General features: G+C 61.5%; 18 protein-coding genes. 11 read left to right on the top strand and 7 right to left on the bottom strand.

Translation table 11 applies throughout. From position 1 onward, the window contains the following. Positions 1-441 precede the first annotated feature (441 nt). Positions 442-645, bottom strand: coding sequence for a hypothetical protein (locus JQ575_RS33370; protein WP_212037413.1), 204 nt, complete (start codon positions 643-645; stop codon positions 442-444). Between the two features lie 294 nt (positions 646-939). Here JQ575_RS33370 and JQ575_RS33365 point away from each other — a divergent pair, with 294 nt between their 5' ends. The 5 genes from JQ575_RS33365 to JQ575_RS33345 all read left to right on the top strand — a co-directional run bounded on the left by JQ575_RS33365 (position 940) and on the right by JQ575_RS33345 (position 4,486). Next, positions 940-1,932 carry a hypothetical protein gene (locus JQ575_RS33365; protein WP_212037412.1) on the top strand — a complete coding sequence of 331 codons (993 nt, stop codon included), beginning with the start codon at positions 940-942 and terminating at the stop codon, positions 1,930-1,932. 135 nt (positions 1,933-2,067) lie between these two features. After that, positions 2,068-2,280 carry a hypothetical protein gene (locus JQ575_RS33360; protein WP_212037411.1) on the top strand — a complete coding sequence of 71 codons (213 nt, stop codon included), beginning with the start codon at positions 2,068-2,070 and terminating at the stop codon, positions 2,278-2,280. A gap of 158 nt (positions 2,281-2,438) precedes the next feature. Beyond that, positions 2,439-2,981 (top strand): SRPBCC family protein, encoded by a 543-nt coding sequence (locus JQ575_RS33355; RefSeq protein ID WP_212037410.1) that lies wholly within the window; start codon positions 2,439-2,441, stop codon positions 2,979-2,981. A gap of 76 nt (positions 2,982-3,057) precedes the next feature. Continuing rightward, positions 3,058-3,987, top strand: coding sequence for a cytochrome D1 domain-containing protein (locus JQ575_RS33350; RefSeq protein WP_312016067.1), 930 nt, complete (start codon positions 3,058-3,060; stop codon positions 3,985-3,987). 169 nt (positions 3,988-4,156) lie between these two features. Next, positions 4,157-4,486 carry a PRC-barrel domain-containing protein gene (locus JQ575_RS33345; RefSeq protein ID WP_212037409.1) on the top strand — a complete coding sequence of 110 codons (330 nt, stop codon included), beginning with the start codon at positions 4,157-4,159 and terminating at the stop codon, positions 4,484-4,486. A 115-nt stretch (positions 4,487-4,601) separates the two neighbouring features. Here the strand turns inward: JQ575_RS33345 and JQ575_RS33340 are convergent, their stop codons facing one another. The 5 genes from JQ575_RS33340 to JQ575_RS33320 form a co-directional block, all read right to left on the bottom strand. After that, positions 4,602-4,904: a hypothetical protein gene (locus JQ575_RS33340; RefSeq protein WP_212037408.1), complete on the bottom strand. Its 303-nt coding sequence runs from the start codon at positions 4,902-4,904 to the stop codon at positions 4,602-4,604. A gap of 33 nt (positions 4,905-4,937) precedes the next feature. Next, positions 4,938-5,150, bottom strand: a complete 213-nt coding sequence (locus JQ575_RS33335; protein ID WP_211996733.1) for a hypothetical protein — start codon at positions 5,148-5,150, stop codon at positions 4,938-4,940. After that, positions 5,150-5,473: a DUF4258 domain-containing protein gene (locus JQ575_RS33330; RefSeq protein ID WP_212037407.1), complete on the bottom strand. Its 324-nt coding sequence runs from the start codon at positions 5,471-5,473 to the stop codon at positions 5,150-5,152. The genes JQ575_RS33335 and JQ575_RS33330 overlap by 1 nt, the downstream gene beginning before the upstream one ends. Before the next feature lie 24 nt (positions 5,474-5,497). Further along, complete coding sequence (gene uvrA / locus JQ575_RS33325; RefSeq protein ID WP_212037406.1) at positions 5,498-8,497, bottom strand: excinuclease ABC subunit UvrA; 3,000 nt, start codon at positions 8,495-8,497, stop codon at positions 5,498-5,500. Between the two features lie 293 nt (positions 8,498-8,790). Continuing rightward, positions 8,791-9,546: an outer membrane protein gene (locus JQ575_RS33320; RefSeq protein ID WP_212037405.1), complete on the bottom strand. Its 756-nt coding sequence runs from the start codon at positions 9,544-9,546 to the stop codon at positions 8,791-8,793. 475 nt (positions 9,547-10,021) lie between these two features. On the opposite strand from JQ575_RS33320, the gene JQ575_RS33315 reads away from it, so the two are divergent. The 6 genes from JQ575_RS33315 to JQ575_RS33290 all read left to right on the top strand — a co-directional run bounded on the left by JQ575_RS33315 (position 10,022) and on the right by JQ575_RS33290 (position 18,408). Beyond that, on the top strand, positions 10,022-10,513 hold the full coding sequence (locus JQ575_RS33315) for a single-stranded DNA-binding protein (RefSeq protein WP_192739871.1): 492 nt from the start codon (positions 10,022-10,024) through the stop codon (positions 10,511-10,513). A 259-nt stretch (positions 10,514-10,772) separates the two neighbouring features. Beyond that, positions 10,773-11,171: a DUF2306 domain-containing protein gene (locus JQ575_RS33310; protein WP_212037404.1), complete on the top strand. Its 399-nt coding sequence runs from the start codon at positions 10,773-10,775 to the stop codon at positions 11,169-11,171. A 227-nt stretch (positions 11,172-11,398) separates the two neighbouring features. Continuing rightward, entirely contained in the window at positions 11,399-14,128 is a 2,730-nt protein-coding gene (gene gyrA, locus JQ575_RS33305; protein WP_212037403.1) for a DNA gyrase subunit A, read from the top strand. Positions 14,129-14,461: 333 nt separating this feature from the next. Then, the gene (locus JQ575_RS33300) at positions 14,462-15,442 is read left to right on the top strand and encodes an ABC transporter substrate-binding protein (protein WP_212037402.1); all 981 of its coding nucleotides are present in this window, start codon (positions 14,462-14,464) and stop codon (positions 15,440-15,442) included. A gap of 238 nt (positions 15,443-15,680) precedes the next feature. Beyond that, the gene (locus JQ575_RS33295) at positions 15,681-16,514 is read left to right on the top strand and encodes a class I SAM-dependent methyltransferase (protein ID WP_212037401.1); all 834 of its coding nucleotides are present in this window, start codon (positions 15,681-15,683) and stop codon (positions 16,512-16,514) included. 148 nt (positions 16,515-16,662) lie between these two features. Next, positions 16,663-18,408 (top strand): adenylate/guanylate cyclase domain-containing protein, encoded by a 1,746-nt coding sequence (locus tag JQ575_RS33290; RefSeq protein ID WP_312016066.1) that lies wholly within the window; start codon positions 16,663-16,665, stop codon positions 18,406-18,408. 186 nt (positions 18,409-18,594) lie between these two features. On the opposite strand, the gene JQ575_RS33285 is transcribed toward JQ575_RS33290, so the two are convergent. Then, on the bottom strand, positions 18,595-19,236 hold the full coding sequence (locus JQ575_RS33285; RefSeq protein ID WP_212037400.1) for a class I SAM-dependent methyltransferase: 642 nt from the start codon (positions 19,234-19,236) through the stop codon (positions 18,595-18,597). Positions 19,237-19,600: the final 364 nt, after the last annotated feature.

Here is a 19,600-nt window from a genome sequence, read left to right as displayed (position 1 = left end):
ATCGCAACTGTTACGTCCACCGCAACCCGCCCCTCGTCGTGACGACGGCCGACGCCCCTCTGAGTGGGACGGGATGGCGATAGTTGTGTCACTGATTTGCTTTCTGTAAAAGCAAAATATTTGGATTTCCGGAAATTTTTGACTTGACATGATTTCCGTAAATCGGAAGTGATTTGCCCGTCGGGTTGATTTGTCGCAGCCAGCCGTCATTGCGAGCGGAGCGAAGCAATCCAAGCCTCGGCCTGGCGCAATATGGATTGCTTCGCTGCGCTCGCAATGACGGGAGAGGACGGTGTCCAAATTAAGCTGTCATTCCGGGGCGTGCGAAGCACGAGCCCGGAATCCATTGGGCGGCAGAAGATGCGGCTTGATGGATTCCGGGCTCGCGCCAAGTGGCGCGCCCCGGAATGACGGAAGAGGCGGCGGGGCAGCCTCAGCCCGTTACTTCAAATTCTGGGCGATGCCGTCGAGGGTCTGGGACCATTTTGAGCTCATGTCGGACTGAGCCTTCGAGGTCCTGGTATAAATGTTGTTCGCTTCCTGAAGCGCGAGTTGAAGCTGTTGACCGAGGTCGGATCTGCCGCCGCTGACGCCTTTCAGTTCGTCCGTTGCAAGTTCGCGAATGTCGTTGTTCAGATTGGTCATGTCATTCCCCTCTTTGTCTGGGGCGAGACCATTCCCGCCCCGATGATAGGGGCTATGCGAAGCAGCGTTGTCGCTCTGTGATTTCGGGCACATTCGAAGTCCGGCCAAGCTGCACTCTCTGCGAATTTCGTCACGCGTGGATGGCCGATCTCCGGTCGTTCGCGTCATCGACATGCCCGCGCCATATTTCGGCAGGGCCGCTGAACGTCGAGACGGCGAAGCGCTACAAAGATCGTGCGGGCACCTTTTCGATTTTCCGTCCACGTTTGCCCGAGCCGGTTGGGAACCACATTCATGGAGCCAGCGGCAGCCGAAACCTCCCGCATCGTCGAATACAGCCGCGACCGATGGACCATGGCGCGGGTGCCGCTGGCGCTGCTGTTCTGCCTCACCGGTCTGGCCTTTGTGGTTTATATCGAGCCGACGCCACGGGGAGCTGGCGTTCCGACGGTCTTCGGCCTGCTGATGGCCGCGGCGGCCGTTGTGGCGCTGGGGTTTTACGCATTCGAGCGGATGTTCGAGGGCCGCACGATGGCGACACGGCTGCTGGCCGCGGCGCTTGTCATTCTCGCTGTGATGGCGCTGTCCTGGAACGCGCCTGCCGATTTCTTCCGTCCGGGCCGGTGGACAAAGCTGCCGACAAACCTGTTCGGCTGGATGCTGATCGCCGGCGGCATCGGCTGGATCACCCATGCGCTCTACCGGCACTTCAGGCCCGCAAGGCCGGTGCTGCTGCTCTCGCCCACGGGCATCGCCTTCCATGCCGCCTGGCTCAGGGACCTCTTTATCCCCTGGCACGAGGTGCGGTGCGTCGAGGCGCTTGAGACGATGCCGGCCTCGGGCATTCCCTATCACTATCAGGACCTGACGGTGGTGGTGATATCGCAGGAGTTCTATGAGGCGCACATCCTGCCGAAGCGTGGCTTCATGATGGGCCCCGGGCGGGAGCTGGCAGAGTGGCTCGTCGACAGGTATCACCACGGCGGCTGGGATCAGGTGTTCTGGCCCAAGGAATCGTCGACGGGGTCGTCGATGCAGATGGTGCTGCATTACGAGCTGTTTTCCATTCCGCCCAAGCAGGTTCGCGAGCCGGTCGAGGCGCGCTGGAAGGCGTTCCGGAATGAACGGCCGTCCTCGCTGCCTGCAGCGAGGTCCATTCCGCAAGCGCGCGAGATCTACGGCGCCTGGTCGATCGACGGCTCGCTCTGGCAGGCGATCACATTCCTGGTGCCTCTGATCGGCATTATCGCCATCCTGGTGGACTCGACGGGATTCTGGGGACGGTGAGGGGCCGACGCCGAGGCGCCGAGCCGCTACAAAGGCCCTGCGGGCGCTTCGGCTTGACCGGCAGGGCGCCCTTGCGCCGTGCGTTACGGTCATCAAGCCGCCTATTGATACGAAGTGAAATCGGAGACGTTTGTCATGAATGAATGGATATCGTTTGCCGTGGCGTGGTTGCCGTTCGTATTGCTGATCGCCGTGTGGTTCTGGTTCGCGCGCCGCAACGGCATGCAGGCGCGCGGATCGTCGGGCTCGACCATGATCGAGCTCTACGAGCAGCAGGTCGCGGAGACCCGGCGGATGAACGGGTTTCTGGAGCGGATCGCGGCGTCGCTGGAGAAACGGGAAAAGTAGGGCGCAACAGCGAGGTGTATTGTGCACGGGCGGTGCCCCCAGGTGGAATACGCCGCGCGTTTCGGCGGCGCCACAAACCAGCCTCCTTTGATATGAAAATGCGCTGACGATAACGCCGTCGCGTGCCTGCGCGGCGATAAGGACTATGGGGAAACGACATGAGGATGACGACCGCGAGGGTGGGGGCCGTGGTGGCGGCGCTGGCAGTCATGGGGGTGGCCTGGGCGCACGGGCCGACCCGCCAGAAGGTGCGGGAATCGATCGAGATCAACGCGCCGCCGGCCAAGGTGTGGGCATTGATCGGTAATTTCCAGGACATGAGCTGGCTGCCGCCGGTCGGCAAGACCGAGGGCACGAAAGGCAACGCGATCGAGGCCACGCGGCGGCTGACGCTGGCGGATGGTGCGACCGTCGATGAGGAACTCTACAAGTACGATGCCGAGAAGATGACCTATTCCTACCGGATCACGGCCGTCGACGTGAAGGTGCTGCCGGTCACCAACTATTCGTCCACCCTGACGGTCACGCCCAGCGCCGACGGCAAGGGAAGCAGCCTGGAGTGGGCCGGCGCGTTCTACCGCGGTTTTCCCAACAACGATCCGCCGCCGGAGCTGAGCGACCAGGCAGCCATCAAGGCGGTGAGCGGGCTCTATAAAGCCGGCCTCGAGGCGCTGAAGAAGAAGGTCGAAAGCGGAAGCTGATCGTGCGGGCTAGAGTCTTGTCTTGACGCGTTTTCTGAGCGCGAACCGGGTCCACTTCGATGGAAAACGCTATGTCGTGCTGGCGGCCGCGGTCGCCAGCATCGGAACGGTGTGGGCCGCCCGGGCCGAGGAGGCGTTCGTCACTAATCAGCTCAGCGAAAATCTCACCGTCGTTGACCTCGCGACGTCGCGGCCGGTCGCGACCATCGCGATCGGCGGCAAGCCGGCAGGGGTCGCCATCACGCCGGATGGGCGCTTCGCCTATGTGACGAGTCCCGACGCCAAGGCGCTCACCGTGGTCGATGCCGCCGCACGGCAGGTCGTCGGCAGGATCAACGTCGGCGGTGGTCCGCTCGGCGTTGCGGTGGCGCCGGATGGCGGCGCGGTCTATGTCGCCGACTGGTACGCCGCGGCGGTGCGGGTGATCGATCCGAAAGCGCAGCGCGTGATCGCCGATATCGCGGTCGGCGCATCGCCGTCGGGGCTTGCGGTAACGCCGGACGGGCGGCTGCTGCTCTCGGCGGACCGCGATGCCGACAGCGTATCCGTCATCGATACCGCTACGCGCGAGCGCCGGGCGGTCATCAAGGTCGGCACGCGCCCGTTCGGCATCACGATCGATGCGGACGGCCGGCGGGCCTACACCGCCAATGTCGGATCGAACGACGTCTCCGTGATCGACATCGCCGCTGGCAGCGAAATCGGGCGCGTGAAGACGGGCCTGCGCCCCTACGCGGTCGCACTCGCAGAGGGACGCGGCTTCGTCAGCGACCAGTATGACGGCACCGTCAGCGTGTTCGATCTCGCAACGCTTGCGCCGGTCAAGCGCATCAATGTCGGCGACTATCCGGAAGGGATCGCGGCGACGGCGGACGGCAGGCAGATCATCGTGGCGAACTGGGAGAGCAACTCGATCAGCGTGATCGATGCGGTCGAGCTGAAGGTGACCGGTGAGATCAAGGTCGGCGACGGGCCGCGGGCGTTCGGGATGTTTTTGCGGCGGTAGAGATCGTAGGATGGGTGGAGCGAAGCGATACCCATCACAACAAGACCGAAGTGCGATGGCGCTCTACCCATCCTACATGCGTCCGTGCGCCGCGGCTGCCGGGCGCGCGCATGCCGGGCTCGTTGGTGCTATGATGCCGGGAGAGCGAGAGGAAAACAGGGAGGATGCCATGCATACCCTGGTGCCCAGTGATCGCGTGGAGCACGCGAACGTCTACGGCCGGGACGGCGCAAAACTCGGAACGATCGAGCGACTGATGTTGGACAAGGTGAGCGGAACCGTCGCGTATGCCGTGATCAAAACCGGCGACGTGCTCGCCCCCCACCACCATTATCCGGTGCGGTGGGACGCCCTCAGGTTCGATCCGGCGTGCCGGGCCTTTGTGGTCGAGCTGACGTTGGACGACCTGCGCTCCGGCCCGTCCGAGTTCGACGAAGACGGATTCGACTGGGGCGACCGCTCGCGATCCTATAGGCACCCGCATTATTGGACCGTGTAGGGCGAAGGCCAATATGACATTGGCGTGAGCCGGAGACATCTAGAAGCGGGTAAGGCAAGCGGACGCGGCCTGGTGTCGCTCCGTCCTGCGAGTGTCGGAGCAGCAGCCGGCCGCGCTATCGCAACTTGCGCACGTGAACGTTGATGTCGAGGTCGATGTTGCTAACGCAAGTTTGCGCAGTGCGATGAGAGCTTCCCTCGTGCCAACGTCCGTTGCGCGCGTGGGCATCCCTCACAGCGGCAAGCCGCAGGCATCGCCACTGCGGGAGCTTGCCGCTACTTTCCCCGGCAAATTGCCACGCCAACACGGCCTCCTCGCCACGCTTGCTGAGACCAAGGATATGCGGGCACAATTCGCGATAGCGGCCTTCGTAGGTGCAGACCACCTGCTTTTCGGCCAGGATTGCATCGCGGAACAACGTGTAAGTCTGGCTAGGCACGGGCCTAATCTGCTAAGCGGAAATTGGCGTCAGTTCGAATACCCGGCCATGCTTTGCGGCTTCCGCGATTTCACCTCTGCGCAACGCGAGCCGGACTGCATCAAGCTTCTGTGCATCTTCCAAGGAAAGGTATGGCGACCACCCGGTATCGTCCTCGATGAGCTCAACCGGGACTTCTGCCGCATAACGGCCTTCGTGAATGAGTTTGATGGTTTTTCGGAGCATCATTTCTTCCGTCGCATGAAGTCAGATGACCATCGCTCTTGGTCGGGTCGGTATGCCGTGACTAGTACCGCAGGTTCCGATTGATCCTTGGGGATTGCCCAAACCACATGAACGGGCCTCCGAAAAGTGTCCCACTGTAGAACAAGCACGCTTGGTCCCCGCATTGCCGCCGGATAATCCTCGACAACAACAGCGGTATCGATACCAGCCAGTACCTCAGTTACCAATATATCATCCTTGGCGAGTTCGTCATAGCCGTGATCGGAAATGCGGAGCAAGCTCCGCGTCACGAGAGCCTGAATTTGAGTGAGCGTATCGCTCAAATGGCTCTCCTCACGTTTGGTTGTCTACTCCGCCGCCTCACTCGCCCCGCTGCTCTTCCGCGGCTTCCCCGCCGCCCGCTTCAACACCGGCGCCAGAAACTTGCCGGTGTAGCTCCGCGGCGCCTTCACGATATCCTCGGGCGGGCCCCAGGCGACGATTTCGCCGCCGCCGTCGCCGCCTTCGGGGCCGAGGTCGATGACCCAGTCGGCGGTCTTGATGACTTCGAGGTTGTGCTCGATCACGACCACCGTGTTGCCCTGCGACACCAGCTCGTGCAGCACTTCCAGCAGTTTGGCGACGTCGTGGAAGTGCAGCCCGGTGGTGGGTTCGTCGAGGATATAGAGCGTGCGTCCGGTGGCGCGCTTTGACAGTTCTTTTGCCAGTTTGACGCGCTGGGCTTCGCCGCCTGATAGCGTCGTGGCCTGCTGGCCGACATGGATGTAGTCGAGGCCGACGCGGTGCAGCGTCTTGAAAGTTTCGCGGACGCGGGGGACGGCCTTGAAGAACTCGGCGGCTTCTTCCACCGTCATGTCGAGCACGTCGGCGATGCTCTTGCCCTTGAACAGGACTTCCAGGGTCTCGCGGTTGTAGCGCTTGCCCTTGCAGGCGTCGCAGGTGACGTAGACGTCGGGCAGGAAGTGCATCTCGATCTTGATGACGCCGTCGCCCTGGCAGGCCTCGCAGCGGCCGCCCTTGACGTTGAAGGAGAAGCGCCCGGGCTCGTAGCCGCGCGCCTTGGCTTCGGGCAGGCCGGCGAACCATTCGCGGATCGGCGTGAAGGCGCCGGTATAGGTCGCGGGGTTGGAGCGCGGGGTGCGGCCGATCGGCGACTGGTCGATGTCGATGATCTTGTCGATATGCTCCAGCCCCTCGATGCGGTCGTGGGGCGCGGCGCCTTCGCTGGCGTTGTTGAGCTTTCGCGCGATGGCCTTGTAAAGCGTGTCGATCAGCAGCGTCGACTTGCCGCCGCCGGAGACGCCGGTCACGCAGGTGAACAAGCCGAGCGGAATTTCTGCCGAGACGTTTTTCAGATTGTTGCCACGGGCGTTGATCACCTTGATGGTGCGGCGATGGTTCGGCGGCTTGCGCTCGGGGATCGCCACCGACAATTCGCCGGTGAGGTACTTGCCGGTCAGCGATTTCGGATTGGCCATGACCTCGGCGGGCGTGCCTTGCGCGACGATGTGGCCGCCATGCATGCCGGCGCCGGGGCCGATGTCGAGCACGAAATCGGCCAGCCGAATGGCGTCCTCGTCATGCTCGACCACGATCACGGTATTGCCGAGGTCGCGCAGCCGCTTCAGCGTCTCCAACAACCGCGCATTGTCGCGCTGGTGCAGGCCGATCGACGGCTCGTCCAATACATAGAGCACGCCGGTCAGCCCCGAGCCGATCTGGGAGGCGAGGCGGATGCGCTGGCTTTCGCCGCCGCTTAGCGTGCCGGACGAACGCGACAGCGTCAGGTAATTGAGGCCGACGTCGAGCAGGAACGACAGCCGCTCGCGAATCTCCTTCAGCACGCGGATGGCGATCTCGTTCTGCTGGGCGTTGAGCGCCTTGGGCACGCTCTCGAACCATTCGCCGGCGCGGCGCACCGAGAGTTCGCTGATCTCGCCGATATGCTTGCCGCCGATCTTGACGCACAGCGCCTCCGGCTTCAGCCGGTAGCCGTGGCAGCCCTCGCAGGGGATGTCCGAGAAATACTTTGCCAGCTCCTCGCGCGCCCATTCGCTTTCGGTCTCGCGAAAACGGCGATTGAGGTTGGTGATGACGCCCTCGAACGGCTTCTTGGTGTCGTAGGAGCGTACCCCATCCTCATAGGAGAACTTGATCTCGTCGTCGCCGGAGCCGTGCAGAATGGCGGCCTGGGTTTTCTTCGGCAGGTCCTTCCATTTGGTGTCGAGCGTGAACTTGTAGAATTTGCCGAGCGCGGTCAGCGTCTGGATGTAATAGGGCGAGGACGATTTGGACCAGGGCGCGATCGCACCCTTGCGCAAGGTCAGCTCCTTGTCGGGGATGACGAGGTCCTCGTCGATATGCTGCTCGACGCCGAGGCCACCGCAGGCCGGGCAAGCGCCATAGGGGTTGTTGAACGAGAACAGCCGGGGCTCGATCTCCGGAATGGTGAAGCCGGACACCGGACAGGCGAATTTCTCCGAGAACAGAATCCGTTCCGGGCCGCTCTTGTCGTGGATCTTTGCGGTCTTCTTGTCGGACTTCTTTTCGGACTTCTTTTCGTCGTCGGTGCTGCCCGCGGGCGCGTCGGCGTATTCGATCACCGCCAGGCCTTCGGCCAGTTTCAGCGCGGTCTCAAAACTTTCCGCGAGGCGCTGGCCGATGTCGGGGCGGACCACGATGCGATCGACCACGACGTCGATGTCGTGCGGGAATTTCTTGTCGAGCGTGGGCGCTTCGGCGAGCTCGTAGAACGCGCCGTCGATCTTGACGCGCTGAAAGCCCTTCTTGAGGTATTCGGCGAGCTCCTTCTTGTATTCGCCCTTGCGGCCGCGCGCGACCGGCGCCAGCAGATAGAGCCGTGTGCCCTCCGGCAGCGCCAAGACGCGGTCGACCATCTGCGACACCAGCTGGCTTTCAATCGGCAGGCCCGTGGCGGGCGAATAGGGCACGCCGACGCGCGCCCAGAGCAGGCGCATGTAGTCGTAGATCTCGGTGACGGTGCCGACCGTGGAGCGGGGGTTTTTCGAGGTGGTCTTCTGCTCGATCGAGATCGCCGGCGACAGGCCGTCGATCTGGTCCACGTCGGGCTTCTGCATCATCTCGAGGAATTGGCGCGCATAGGCCGAGAGCGACTCGACGTAGCGGCGCTGGCCCTCGGCATAGATGGTGTCGAAGGCGAGCGAGGATTTTCCTGAGCCGGACAGGCCGGTGAACACCGCGAGCTTGTCGCGGGGAATCTCGACGTCGATGTTTTTCAGATTGTGCTCGCGCGCGCCGCGGATCGTTATCGCGCGCGTTCCCGAGCCGGCGTTGGTTTGGCGCTTCGCCCTCAGCACTTCATCCATATCGGCATTTCCAGGCGCGTGGAGGCGCGCCACGTTGGGCGCGCATGGCCAGGGAAGACCTGAGCCTGGCGCCGATGGCAGAAAGCTGGAACGTAGGAAGAACGGCGCGGGATTTCCAGTGCTCGCAGCGAGCCATCAACGGTTTGTTTTGCAATGGGTTGCCAAGGAACAGCAATGGCAGCAGATGGCAGTGGAACTGCGTGAAGAGAACGCGCGACAGGCAAGATGCTCGCAAACAAAAAGGCCGGCGCGAGGCCGGCCTTTCGTTATTTGGTTTTCACGGTTCGCGTAGATCAGTACTTCGCGATGACCGGGCCGCCCCAACGATAGTTGACGCGGACGGTGACGAGATCGACGTCCTGGCTGATGCGTTCGCCGAAGGTGCCGCCGGCCACATTCGTGAATGTGGTGGTTCGGTTCCCCATGAACAGATGATCGTATTCGACAGCTGCCGACCAATTCGGGGCGAAGCCGTATTCGAGGCCGACACCGACCACGCCACCCCAGCGGTTGTCATCGTTGGACGAGGCGATCAGAGCGTTGCCGACCGTGGCATTGACGCGATAGCGATCGGCGGTCACAGCCGCACCGCCCTTGACGTAAAGCAGGACGTTGTTGGCTGCGTAACCAACCTGACCGGTGAGCAGGCCGAACGCGTCGACCTTCGAGCGAATGGTCGTTCCCGCGCCAAAGCCCACGGGTCCAAGGCTCACGCTGCTGCCGCTGAAGTCAGCCCAGTTGCCCTGACCTTCAACGCCGAACACCCAGGTGCCGGCCTGCCAGCGATAGCCGATCTGGCCACCGGCGGTGCCGCCGCTTGCATCGTGGCAACCTTCGCTGGCAACGAACACGCCAGCGCCGTTCAAGGCATCCCAGCACTTGCGGCTCGTACCCCAACCACCGTTGGCACCGACGTAGAAGCCGCTCCAGTCGTAGATGGCCGCGATCATCGGGGGCGCCTTGGTGTAAGGACGCGCAGCGAGATCAGCAGCAGCGGCGGGAGCCGCAAAGGCAACGAGAGCAACCGTACCCAGCAAAAACTTCTTCATTTCAAATAGTCCCCAGTCCTTTGTCCGCTTCCCGTTGGTCCCGAAGCGTTTTCGTCGAAGACGCGAGCGCCGCGCCGTTGGATAACTCATACGCCAATTCAACCGGGAATGCCGTCTCCGAAATGCAACACTCGCGGGCGAAGTGCGGACCTTCAAGGTAATGATTTGTTTAGAATATCTCCCGCGCAGCTCCGGCTGGGCTCCGCCCCAGGCACTGAGCAAATACCGAAATACCGGCAGGGTGCGGCTGACCTGAGGTTGCGTAGAACAAAACTGGAACAATGCCGCGGGCGATGCTATATGTGGATAACCGCTGGATTGCCGAGGGATCGCTAAGTCGAGGCGGCCATCGGGCGTATAGGGTCGTCTCAAATGTCCCTGATGTGGATGAGGCGGCCAATCCGGCGGCCCGTGCCGGCCGATTGCGGCGGTCGCGCAGCAGTTCTTTGGTACCGATTTTGAGTGGAGAGCGACGATGGCGGGAAGCGTGAACAAGGTGATCCTGGTCGGAAACCTCGGCAAGGATCCGGAAATCCGGCGGACACAGGACGGGCGGCCGATCGCCAATCTGAGCATCGCGACCTCGGAAACCTGGCGCGACAAGGGTACCGGCGAGCGCAAGGAAAAGACCGAGTGGCACCGCGTGGTGATCTTCAATGAAGGGCTCTGCAAGGTCGCCGAGCAGTACCTGAAGAAGGGCGCCAAGGTTTACATCGAGGGCGCGCTGCAGACCCGCAAATGGACCGACCAGAGCGGGGTCGAGAAATACTCGACCGAAGTGGTGCTGCAGGGCTTCAATTCGACCCTGACCATGCTCGACGGCCGCTCCGGCGGCGGGGGCGGCAGTTTTGGGTCGGACGATTCCAGCGGCGATTTCGGGGGCGGCCAGGCCACTTCCGCGCCGCGCCGCGCGGTAGCCGCTGGCGCCGGGCGCAACAACGACATGGACGACGATATCCCGTTCTGATCGGACGCCGTTCAAGCTTGACCGGCGCTTGTGAGCCGCCGAAAAATCGGCGGCTCGGGCAAGGTCGGTTGGCTGGTGTTTATTCTTGAGATCCTGGTCCAACGGATTGATTCCGTGCGCACGTGGTTGTGCAATGCAGCGCTTTGACTCGCCTTTATGTAAATAATATTTACATTAGGAGATTGATTTAGCGTTTTCCGCCGCGCGTGATGCCGTCGAACTGGCGGCAGCTGGAGGGAACCTTGGGGAGCGGTCCGTCATGAGCTTCGCGCCGCTGCTGGAGGCCGCTCCCGCGATCCCGCTTCATGCCTTTGCGGCCATGGCGGCGTTCGCGCTGGGCGTCGTCCAGTTCGCGGCCCCGAAGGGAACGCTGCCGCACCGGACGCTGGGCTGGATCTGGGTTGGCCTGATGGCCGTGGTGGCGATCTCCTCGTTCTGGATCCACGAGATCAGGCTGCTGGGCCCCTGGAGCCCGATCCACCTGCTGTCGATCTTCACGCCGATCATGCTGGTGCTCGGTGTGTGGTACGCGCGCCGGCACAAGGTTCGCGGCCACAAGATTACGATGATCTCGATCTTTGCCGGCGCGCTTGTCGTTGCGGGGCTGTTCACCTTCGTTCCCGGGCGGATCATGCATGCGGTGGTTTTCGGTCAGTAGGCGACGCTGAGAACCCCGGTTTTGGCGAGCTGATTTTGGTCCCAGAGACGGCCCGTATCGGGGGCCCGGAAATGGCTGGCGCGCAGGCTTGCCAGAAGGGCGCCGCGGGGCCTGTAAGTCCATGAAAAAACGAAGGGAAAAACAGCTGGCCGGGAGCGCCTTGGGGTGGTTAAAAGCACCTCGATACGCTATATGATTCCCAGCCTAGAACTGACCGGATTCCCCCTTTGTCTGATAACGATGAGAACAAGCCCGGCGAGCCGCCGGCGCCTTCCGATATCCGTCCTGTTTCCATTCTGGACGAGATGAAGCGCTCCTACCTCGATTACGCCATGAGCGTGATCGTGGCGCGTGCGCTGCCGGATGCCCGCGACGGCCTCAAGCCCGTGCACCGCCGCATTCTGTACTCGATGTACGAACAGGGGCACACGCCGGACAAGAAATACGTCAAATCCGCGCGCGTCGTCGGTGACGTGATCGGTAAATACCATCCGCACGGCGACCAGTCGATTTACGACGCGATGGTCCGGATGGCGCAGGAATTCTCCATGCGCGTGCCGCTGATCGACGGGCAGGGGAACTTCGGCTCGGTCGACGGCGATCCCCCGGCGGCCTACCGATATACCGAAGCGCGCCTGACGAAATCGGCGCTCGCCGTGCTCGGCGACATCGACAAGGACACCGTCGACTTCCAGGCGAACTACGACAATTCGGAGAAAGAGCCGTCTGTTCTGCCGGCCAAGTTCCCGAACCTGCTGGTCAACGGCGCCGGCGGCATCGCCGTCGGCATGGCGACCAACATCCCCCCGCACAATCTCGGCGAAGTCATCGACGCCTGCACGGCGCTGATCGAAAACCCTGCGCTTTCCATCGACGAACTCATCAACATCGTGCCCGGTCCCGATTTTCCGACCGGCGGCATCATCCTCGGCCGCCAGGGCATCCGTTCGGCCTATCACCTCGGCCGCGGCTCGATCGTGATGCGCGGCAAGGTCGCGATCGACACCATCCGCAAGGACCGCGAAGCGATCATCATCACCGAAATTCCCTACCAGGTGAACAAGGCCACCATGGTCGAGCGCATCGCCGAACTGGTGCGCGAGAAGAAGATCGAGGGCGTCTCGGACCTGCGCGATGAATCGTCCCGCGAGGGGCTGCGTGTCGTCGTCGAACTGAAGCGCGAAGCGGTGCCGGATGTCGTTCTGAATCAGCTCTATCGTTTCACGCCGCTGCAATCGAATTTCCCGGCCAACATGCTGGCGCTGGATTCCGGCCGCCCGCAGACCATGAACCTGAAGGACCTGCTGACGCTGTTCATCGCGTTCCGCGAGCAGGTCATCACGCGCCGGACCAAGTTCCTGCTCAACAAGGCCCGCGACCGCGCCCACATCCTGGTCGGTCTGGCCATCGCCGTCGCCAATATCGACGAGATCATTCGCGTGATCCGTGCCTCGCCAGATCCCACCACCGCCCGCGACAGCCTAATGGCGCGGGACTGGCCGGCGCGGGATGTCGAGGCGATGATCACGCTGATCGACGATCCCCGGCACCGGATGACCGCCGAAGGTACCGCGCGGCTGTCGTTCGAGCAGGCCAAGGCCATTCTCGACCTCCGCCTGCAGCGCCTGACTGCGCTGGGCCGCGAGGAGATTTCCGAGGAACTGGACAAGCTCGCGGTGGAGATCGCCGACTATCTCGAGATTCTGCGCTCGCGTGCGCGGGTGCAGGCCATCGTCAAGGCCGAGCTCGCCGAGGTGAAGGCCGATTTCGCCACCCCGCGCAAGACCGTCATCATGGAGCAGGAAGACGAGGTCGAGGACGAGGACCTGATCCAGCGCGAAGATATGGTGGTCACGGTCTCGCATGCCGGTTACGTCAAGCGCGTGCCGCTTTCGGCCTACCGGGCGCAGCGCCGCGGCGGCAAGGGCCGCGCGGGCATGCAGACCCGCGACGAGGATTTTGTCTCCAGGCTGTTCGTGGCATCGACCCATACGCCGGTGCTGTTCTTCTCCTCGCGCGGCCAGGTCTACAAGGAAAAGGTCTGGCGGCTGCCGATAGCGGCCCCCAACGCGCGCGGCAAGGCGCTGATCAACATCCTGCCGCTGGAGCAGGGTGAACGCATCACCACCATCATGCCGTTGCCGGAGGATGAATCCTCCTGGGGCAATCTCGACGTGATGTTCGCTACCACAGGCGGCAACGTCCGCCGCAACAAGCTGTCCGACTTCGTCGATGTCCGCCGTTCCGGCATCATCGCCATGAAACTCGACGAGGGCGAGGCGATCGTCGACGTGCAGATCTGCACCGAGCGCGACGACGTGCTGCTGACCGCCGCCGGCGGCCAGTGCATCCGCTTCCCCGTCACCGATGTGCGCGTCTTTACCGGCCGCACCTCGATGGGCGTGCGCGGCATTGCGCTTGCCGAAAACGACAAGCTGATCTCGCTGTCGATCCTGCGCCATGTCGAGACCACGTCGGACGAGCGGTCGGCCTACCAGAAGATGCGCCGCGCGGTGGCCGGTGAGACCGGCGCTGAAGAACCCACCGATGTCGAGGCCGAGGAGACGTCAGGTACGCTCCAGCTCTCCCAGGAGCGCTATGCCGAAATGTCGGCGCAGGAGCAGGTGGTGCTGACCGTGTCCGTCAACGGCTACGGCAAGCGCACCTCGTCCTACGAATACCGGACCACGGGGCGCGGCGGCAAAGGCATCGTCGCGATGTCGGTCAACAACCGCAACGGCAAGCTGGTGGCCTCGTTCCCGGTCGAGGACAGCGACCAGATCATGCTGGTGACCGACAAGGGCCAGTTGATCCGCTGTCCGGTCGAGGGCATCCGCATCGCCGGCCGTTCGACGCAAGGCGTCATTGTGTTCGACACCGCCGAGGACGAGCACGTGGTCTCCGTCGAGCATATCGGCGACGACGGCGAGAATGGCGAGAACGGGAATGGCGGCTAGCACCCTGTCAGGGCGCGGTGCCATTTCAGCTTAGCCGAATTCGGTTTGAGGCGAGCCTGACGGAAGTCGGATTGCCCGGCGCTCCTTAATCGGGTCGCCGCGCGCCGCTATTTCTTCGTTGCGGCATCCGCCGGAGCGCCCGGGAGGGCGCGCCGCATCGATCGCGAAGCAGGGTGCATGGTGATCGTGCGGCCGGACCAGTAGGTGGCGCAGCTACTGCCGCTGCGGCACGCGGCCAACCGATGCGATTAACCCACCTTAGACATCAGACCGCTTGAGCCGCGCGGGAAATTGCTTACGCTTGCGTTCAGGTCATCGTGGGCAAGATTTACAATGAACCGACGCGAGTTCATCTCGCTTCTGAGCGGCGCGGCGGTCAGTTGGCCGCTCGCGGCGCGTGGGCAACAGTCGGGAAAGGTGTGGCGGATCGGGTATTTGGGGTTTGGCCCGGCGTCTAATTGGACGAGGGAAGTCGAGGCTCTGCGGAGTGGCTTGCGCGATCTCGGTTACGTTGAGGGCAAGAATATTTTCATTGAGTTCCGATGGGCGGAGCGAGCTGATCAAACGCTTGACCTCGCCGCCCAACTCGCCAGCATGAAAGTTGATGTTATTTTCGCACCTGCCTCAACCCACGTTGAATCTGCCCGACAGGTGACCACAACGATCCCGATTGTCTTCGCAACACATGCAGACCCGGTCGGGCTTGGCGATGTGGCGAGTCTCTCACGGCCGGGCGGCAATATCACCGGACTGTCGATGCTTCTCACTGAACTCTCCGTCAAAGAGCTGGAGATTTTGAGAGAAGCCTTGCCGCACGCAACGAGAATTGGTGTTCTCTGGAATCCCACGACCCCCTCTCATCCAACCGCTATCAAGGCGATTAAAGCTGCGAGCGAAAAACTCGGCGTCGAGCTAGTCATAACTCCCGCTAAAACTATCACGGAAATCGAGAGAGCATTCTCGACAATGACACGAGAAAGCGTCCGTGGTGTTCTCGTCCTGGGTTCCCCGATCTTCAACGCACAGGGGCCACTCTTGGCCGAATTGCAATTGAAGTATCAGCTGCCCGCGATATTTGCGTACAGACCAAACGTGGACGCGGGTGGTCTCATGAGTTATGGCGCGGATTTCAACGACCTCTACCGACGCGCGGCAACCTACATTGACAAGATTCTCAAAGGCACGAAACCGGCAGACCTTCCCGTGGAGCAAGCGTCAAAATACGTACTAGTCATCAACCTTAAGACTGCAAAAGCACTTGGCCTGATCATTCCGCCGACCCTGCTCGCCCGCGCCGACGAGGTGATCGAGTGATGTCGCTTGGTGGCACGAAGCAGACCTGCCGAGCCTGCGTATGTCCGTTGCTCGGGGCGACCGGAGGTGACCGGCAGGCGGCCAATCGACGCGATTGACCCACCTGTGACACGGTGAGAGTCAGGCTGCTCAGCGCAATACGGCACTCGGGTCCCATTCCATTGGTTCGAATTTCCTGCTTTGCTTGCCTCATTGCAAAGTACCGTTTGGTGTAGTTCTGCGCCGTGGGGAGGACGCCATGAGTGACGCAACTTCGCAGACGACCTATTTCTTCAATCGGCATCCGATTTCTTGCGACATCATCATGGCGAAGCTACGGGCTAGACGCGGCCACCTCGACGCGGTGCGTCCAGAAGAATTGTTTCCACATGACCAGGATCATTACGGCGGTACGGCTGCGACAGACGAGTTGGCCAGAGGGACGCAGATTGAGAACGGGTCTCGCGTTGCCGATTTCTGCGCGGGGCTTGGCGGCACGGTGCGATATCTCGCCCATCGGTACGGAGCCAATGTTGTTGGAATTGAACTGACTCCATCCCGCGTCGTCGGAGCTCAGGAACTCACCAAGCTTGTTGGCCTTCAGGATACGGCCCGTGTCATTGAAGGAAATGTATTGGAGGTCCCGCTGCCCGATACCAGCGTGGATGCTGTCATCAGCCAAGAAGCGTTCTGTCACGTACCCGAACTGCGAAAAGCGTTGGTCGAGGCTGCCAGGATTTTGCGGGAAGGCGGGAGATTGGCCTTCACGGATTGGGTCGCCAACGAACCTTTGTCAGCCGAAGATGCGCAACTTATGTGGGATGGCATGGCCATCCAACCCCTCCGCTCGATCACGGAATACCGTCGACTGGTTGAGAGCAGCGGCCTAAGGGTGCTCTCGGCAACTGATTTGACCGACGAGTGGGGACCAATCCTTAAAGAGCGGCTGGCGATGTATCAACGGCTTCGCGAGGAAGCCCGACAAGCTGGGACACCCATGGGACATGATGCGTTTCATCAGTCCTACATTCGATTTGTGGAGCTTGTTCAGCAGCGCAGGCTTGGTGGCGTCCGGATCGTTGCTTCAAAGTAGCGCTCATTGCTGTCATGCCACGGGCCCGCAAAATGCCACTTGAGGCAGTTGGGGCTCCCCGGCAATTACCGCTCACGGGTCCTCAGCAAAGTGCTAGACTTTTCCGTGTCCACTGCCGTGGCTAGTTTGGTCGTTCGGAGTGCGCGTTGTGACAGAGCAGCGGGTTCAAAGGCGATTAGCGGCGATCCTGGCTGCCGACGTGGTCGGTTACTCTGCATTGATGCAACGCGCTGAGGAGGCCACCTACGCCGAGTTCGAGCGGCTGAAGCGCGAGATAATCGAGCCTGGCCTTTCCGGCCACGACGGGCGCCTGATCAAGACCACGGGTGACGGCGCGTTGGCGGAGTTCGCAAGTCCGTCGGCTGCGGTGCGATGCGCGGTGGAGATACAGGAAGGCATCGCGTCAGGCCGAAGCTCCCTTAAACTTCGTATCGGGGTCAATCTCGGGGAGGTTATCGTCGGGGCTGACGGCGATCTTTTTGGGGACGGGATCAACATTGCGGTCCGGCTGGAGGGCGTCGCCGATCCGGGCGGCATCCTGATTTCGGAGAAGGTCTACAGCGAGGTGGAAGGCAAGCTGGAGATTGGCTTCGAGGACCGGGGCGAACAGCAGCTCAAGAACATCTCCAAGCCTGTCCGCGCTTTTGCTGTACGCGCGGGAGCGTTTAGCGCACTGAGCGATAGGCTGAGTGCGGCCCCGCCACTTCCCGACAAGCCCTCTATCGCCGTGCTGCCGTTCGATAACATGAGCGGCGATCCCGAGCAGGAATACTTCTCGGACGGAATGGTTGAGGAGATTATCACCGCGCTTTCGCGGTTCAAATGGTTGTTCGTCATCGCTCGCAATTCGAGCTTTACGTTCAAAGGCAAAGCCGTTGACATCAAGGAGGTCGGACGCAGGCTTGGCGTCCGCTATGTCCTTGAGGGGGCCGTGCGCAAGGCGGCAGGGAAAGTTCGCATCACAGGGCAATTGATCGATGCGATTACAGGGGCACACATTTGGGCGGACAGATTCGAGCGTGACCTGACAGACGTTTTTGCTCTCCAGGACGAAGTCACTGTCGCGGTTGTCTCAGCCATTCAGCCAAAATTGCTTCAAACAGAAATTGCAATGGCAACGCGGCGGCGACCGGAGAGCCTCACCGCCTATGATTTTCATCTCCGAGCCATGCAACAGTCTTACCTAACGACCCGCGAAGGGGTAGCCGAGGCGTTAAGGCTGGCGCATCGTGCGTTGGAGCTGGACCCGCGGTTCGGCCCTGTCGCTGCTCTCGCAGGCCTCTGTCATATGCGTAACGTCGTTTGGGGCCATGCTGTCGATCCTCAATTCGACCGCAAGGAAGCGGTTAGGCTTCTTCACTTGGCATTGAGCGTCGATGAGGGGGATGCGCAAACGTTGGCATGGGTTTCCATAGCTTCGGCGCATATGATTGGCGATTATGAAAGTGAGACCGAAATGGCGGATCGGGCGGTCGCGCTAAACCCAAACTTATTTGACGCATGGTTCTGTAGAGGTTGGGTCTATAAAGTTGCGGGGCTACCGGAGGAGGCGATCCGGAGCTTCGAACGCGCCATTCGCATGAGCCCGGTTGACCCGCTGCTCCACCGGTCACTTACTGGGATGGGGTATGCCCTCATCGAGCTCGGTCGGTTTGACGAGGCCATCGCCGCAGGGAAGAAAGCCCTACGTCAGAACCCCTCCTTTTCGACAGCTTACCGCTGTCTCGCGTCCGCCTTCACCCATCTCGGACGTGACGAGGAGGCGCGTGAGGCGGTGGCGCACCTGCTCGAGACCGATCCCGCTTTTACAATATCTGGGTATGTCGCTCGGGGCGGGCAATCAAACTCGAAGTTGTTGATTGAGGGCCTTCGAAAAGCGGGGTTGCCCGAGTAGCTCTGTGCCGATGAGTGGTATGAGTGGTTGGAATGATCGCTTCTCGCACTTGGCGGATGCGCCGACCATCCTATGGATGTCCGTGCGCCAATGACCCAACTTGGACACTGCACGCCTGCGTCGACGAGTCGCTTGTTCCGGCGGAGACCACACGAAGGCGCGTTGTCGGGTTATCGAACAACCCAGTCAGCGCTGCTTCGGTGCTCGAAGTACGTATAGCCTTTGATAGATCATCGGCTCTGGTATCCAATCAAGCACGGTGTATCCAAGTGGCAGCTTGATCAGGCTGGCAATAATTCGAGATGAAGGCGGATGCCAGTAAACGGACAGGTTATGAAACTTAAGGGGAGCGAACCCCAGAGTCGTGAACTCGTACATCAATCGTTTATGACCAAAGCGTCTTCGGAAGTCGACGATTGGACCCGAAAGCAAAAGTATCTTGCCAGAATGCTCTCTGGCGACCTTCTCCAGGAACGCTTCCCGCTCGGGCAGGGATAGATAGTAGACGCATTCGAGGGCTGCGATCACGTCGTACCGCTCGAATGAGGTCTGTAGAAAATCACCGCTTTCAAATCGGGCATTTGGCAGGTTTAGCGATTTGGCGCGAGCAATTGCTACATCGCTGATGTCGACGCCAACCACCGATCGTGCCTTGTCAAAGATAGCTTGGGTCAAGTGGCCTTCGCCGCAGCCGAGTTCAAGAACCGATTTGTCCCGGATCAATGGCTTCAGGCATCGGCGCAACACCTTGTCCCTGAATTGGGCGTGGGAAATATGCCAGGGGTCAGGGGTCGCGTAATAGAGATTGAAATCTGCAGCCGTTCGCATGGCTGGTTTCCGCTGCGCTCTTGGTTGAACAACAAGCGATCTTTCCCAGTCGTCAAAAACCAATTGCCGGTGGCTCGTTGGCGAGATCCCGGCGCTTCGAGACGTGCCGTTGAGGCAACGCCTATTGCATCGTCACCCTTTCGCGCCATCGCGCTTCGAAAGTATCAAAGTCCTTCAGTGCCCAGGCTTGGGAGTCCAATGGATTGCCAGACTTCTCTGTGACCGCGGTTGTAACTTTTCCGGTGGAAACGGGTTGCGGGGATGCTTCCGTGGGCCATTCCAGCAACGCTTTCGACAGCATGGGCTTGCCTTCGTACCAGCACTTTCGTCCATCGATCAGACGATAAGACCACCAGCGCCCGTG

This window comes from Bradyrhizobium sp. JYMT SZCCT0428, from assembly GCF_018131075.1.
In the GTDB taxonomy this organism is placed as follows: Bacteria; Pseudomonadota; Alphaproteobacteria; order Rhizobiales; family Xanthobacteraceae; genus Bradyrhizobium.
This window is presented reverse-complemented; position numbering and strand designations above follow the sequence as displayed.

Bases quoted from the DNA above. Each gene is read 5' to 3' on its own strand.
- JQ575_RS33370 (WP_212037413.1), bottom strand. From the start codon at position 645: ATGACCAATCTGAACAACGACATTCGCGAACTTGCAACGGACGAACTG.
- JQ575_RS33365 (WP_212037412.1), top strand. From the start codon at position 940: ATGGAGCCAGCGGCAGCCGAAACCTCCCGCATCGTCGAATACAGCCGC.
- JQ575_RS33360 (WP_212037411.1), top strand. From the start codon at position 2,068: ATGAATGAATGGATATCGTTTGCCGTGGCGTGGTTGCCGTTCGTATTG.
- JQ575_RS33355 (WP_212037410.1), top strand. From the start codon at position 2,439: ATGAGGATGACGACCGCGAGGGTGGGGGCCGTGGTGGCGGCGCTGGCA.
- JQ575_RS33345 (WP_212037409.1), top strand. From the start codon at position 4,157: ATGCATACCCTGGTGCCCAGTGATCGCGTGGAGCACGCGAACGTCTAC.
- JQ575_RS33335 (WP_211996733.1), bottom strand. From the start codon at position 5,150: ATGCTCCGAAAAACCATCAAACTCATTCACGAAGGCCGTTATGCGGCA.
- uvrA (WP_212037406.1), bottom strand. From the start codon at position 8,497: ATGGATGAAGTGCTGAGGGCGAAGCGCCAAACCAACGCCGGCTCGGGA.
- JQ575_RS33320 (WP_212037405.1), bottom strand. From the start codon at position 9,546: ATGAAGAAGTTTTTGCTGGGTACGGTTGCTCTCGTTGCCTTTGCGGCT.
- JQ575_RS33315 (WP_192739871.1), top strand. From the start codon at position 10,022: ATGGCGGGAAGCGTGAACAAGGTGATCCTGGTCGGAAACCTCGGCAAG.
- JQ575_RS33310 (WP_212037404.1), top strand. From the start codon at position 10,773: ATGAGCTTCGCGCCGCTGCTGGAGGCCGCTCCCGCGATCCCGCTTCAT.
- JQ575_RS33300 (WP_212037402.1), top strand. From the start codon at position 14,462: ATGAACCGACGCGAGTTCATCTCGCTTCTGAGCGGCGCGGCGGTCAGT.
- JQ575_RS33295 (WP_212037401.1), top strand. From the start codon at position 15,681: ATGAGTGACGCAACTTCGCAGACGACCTATTTCTTCAATCGGCATCCG.
- JQ575_RS33285 (WP_212037400.1), bottom strand. From the start codon at position 19,236: ATGCGAACGGCTGCAGATTTCAATCTCTATTACGCGACCCCTGACCCC.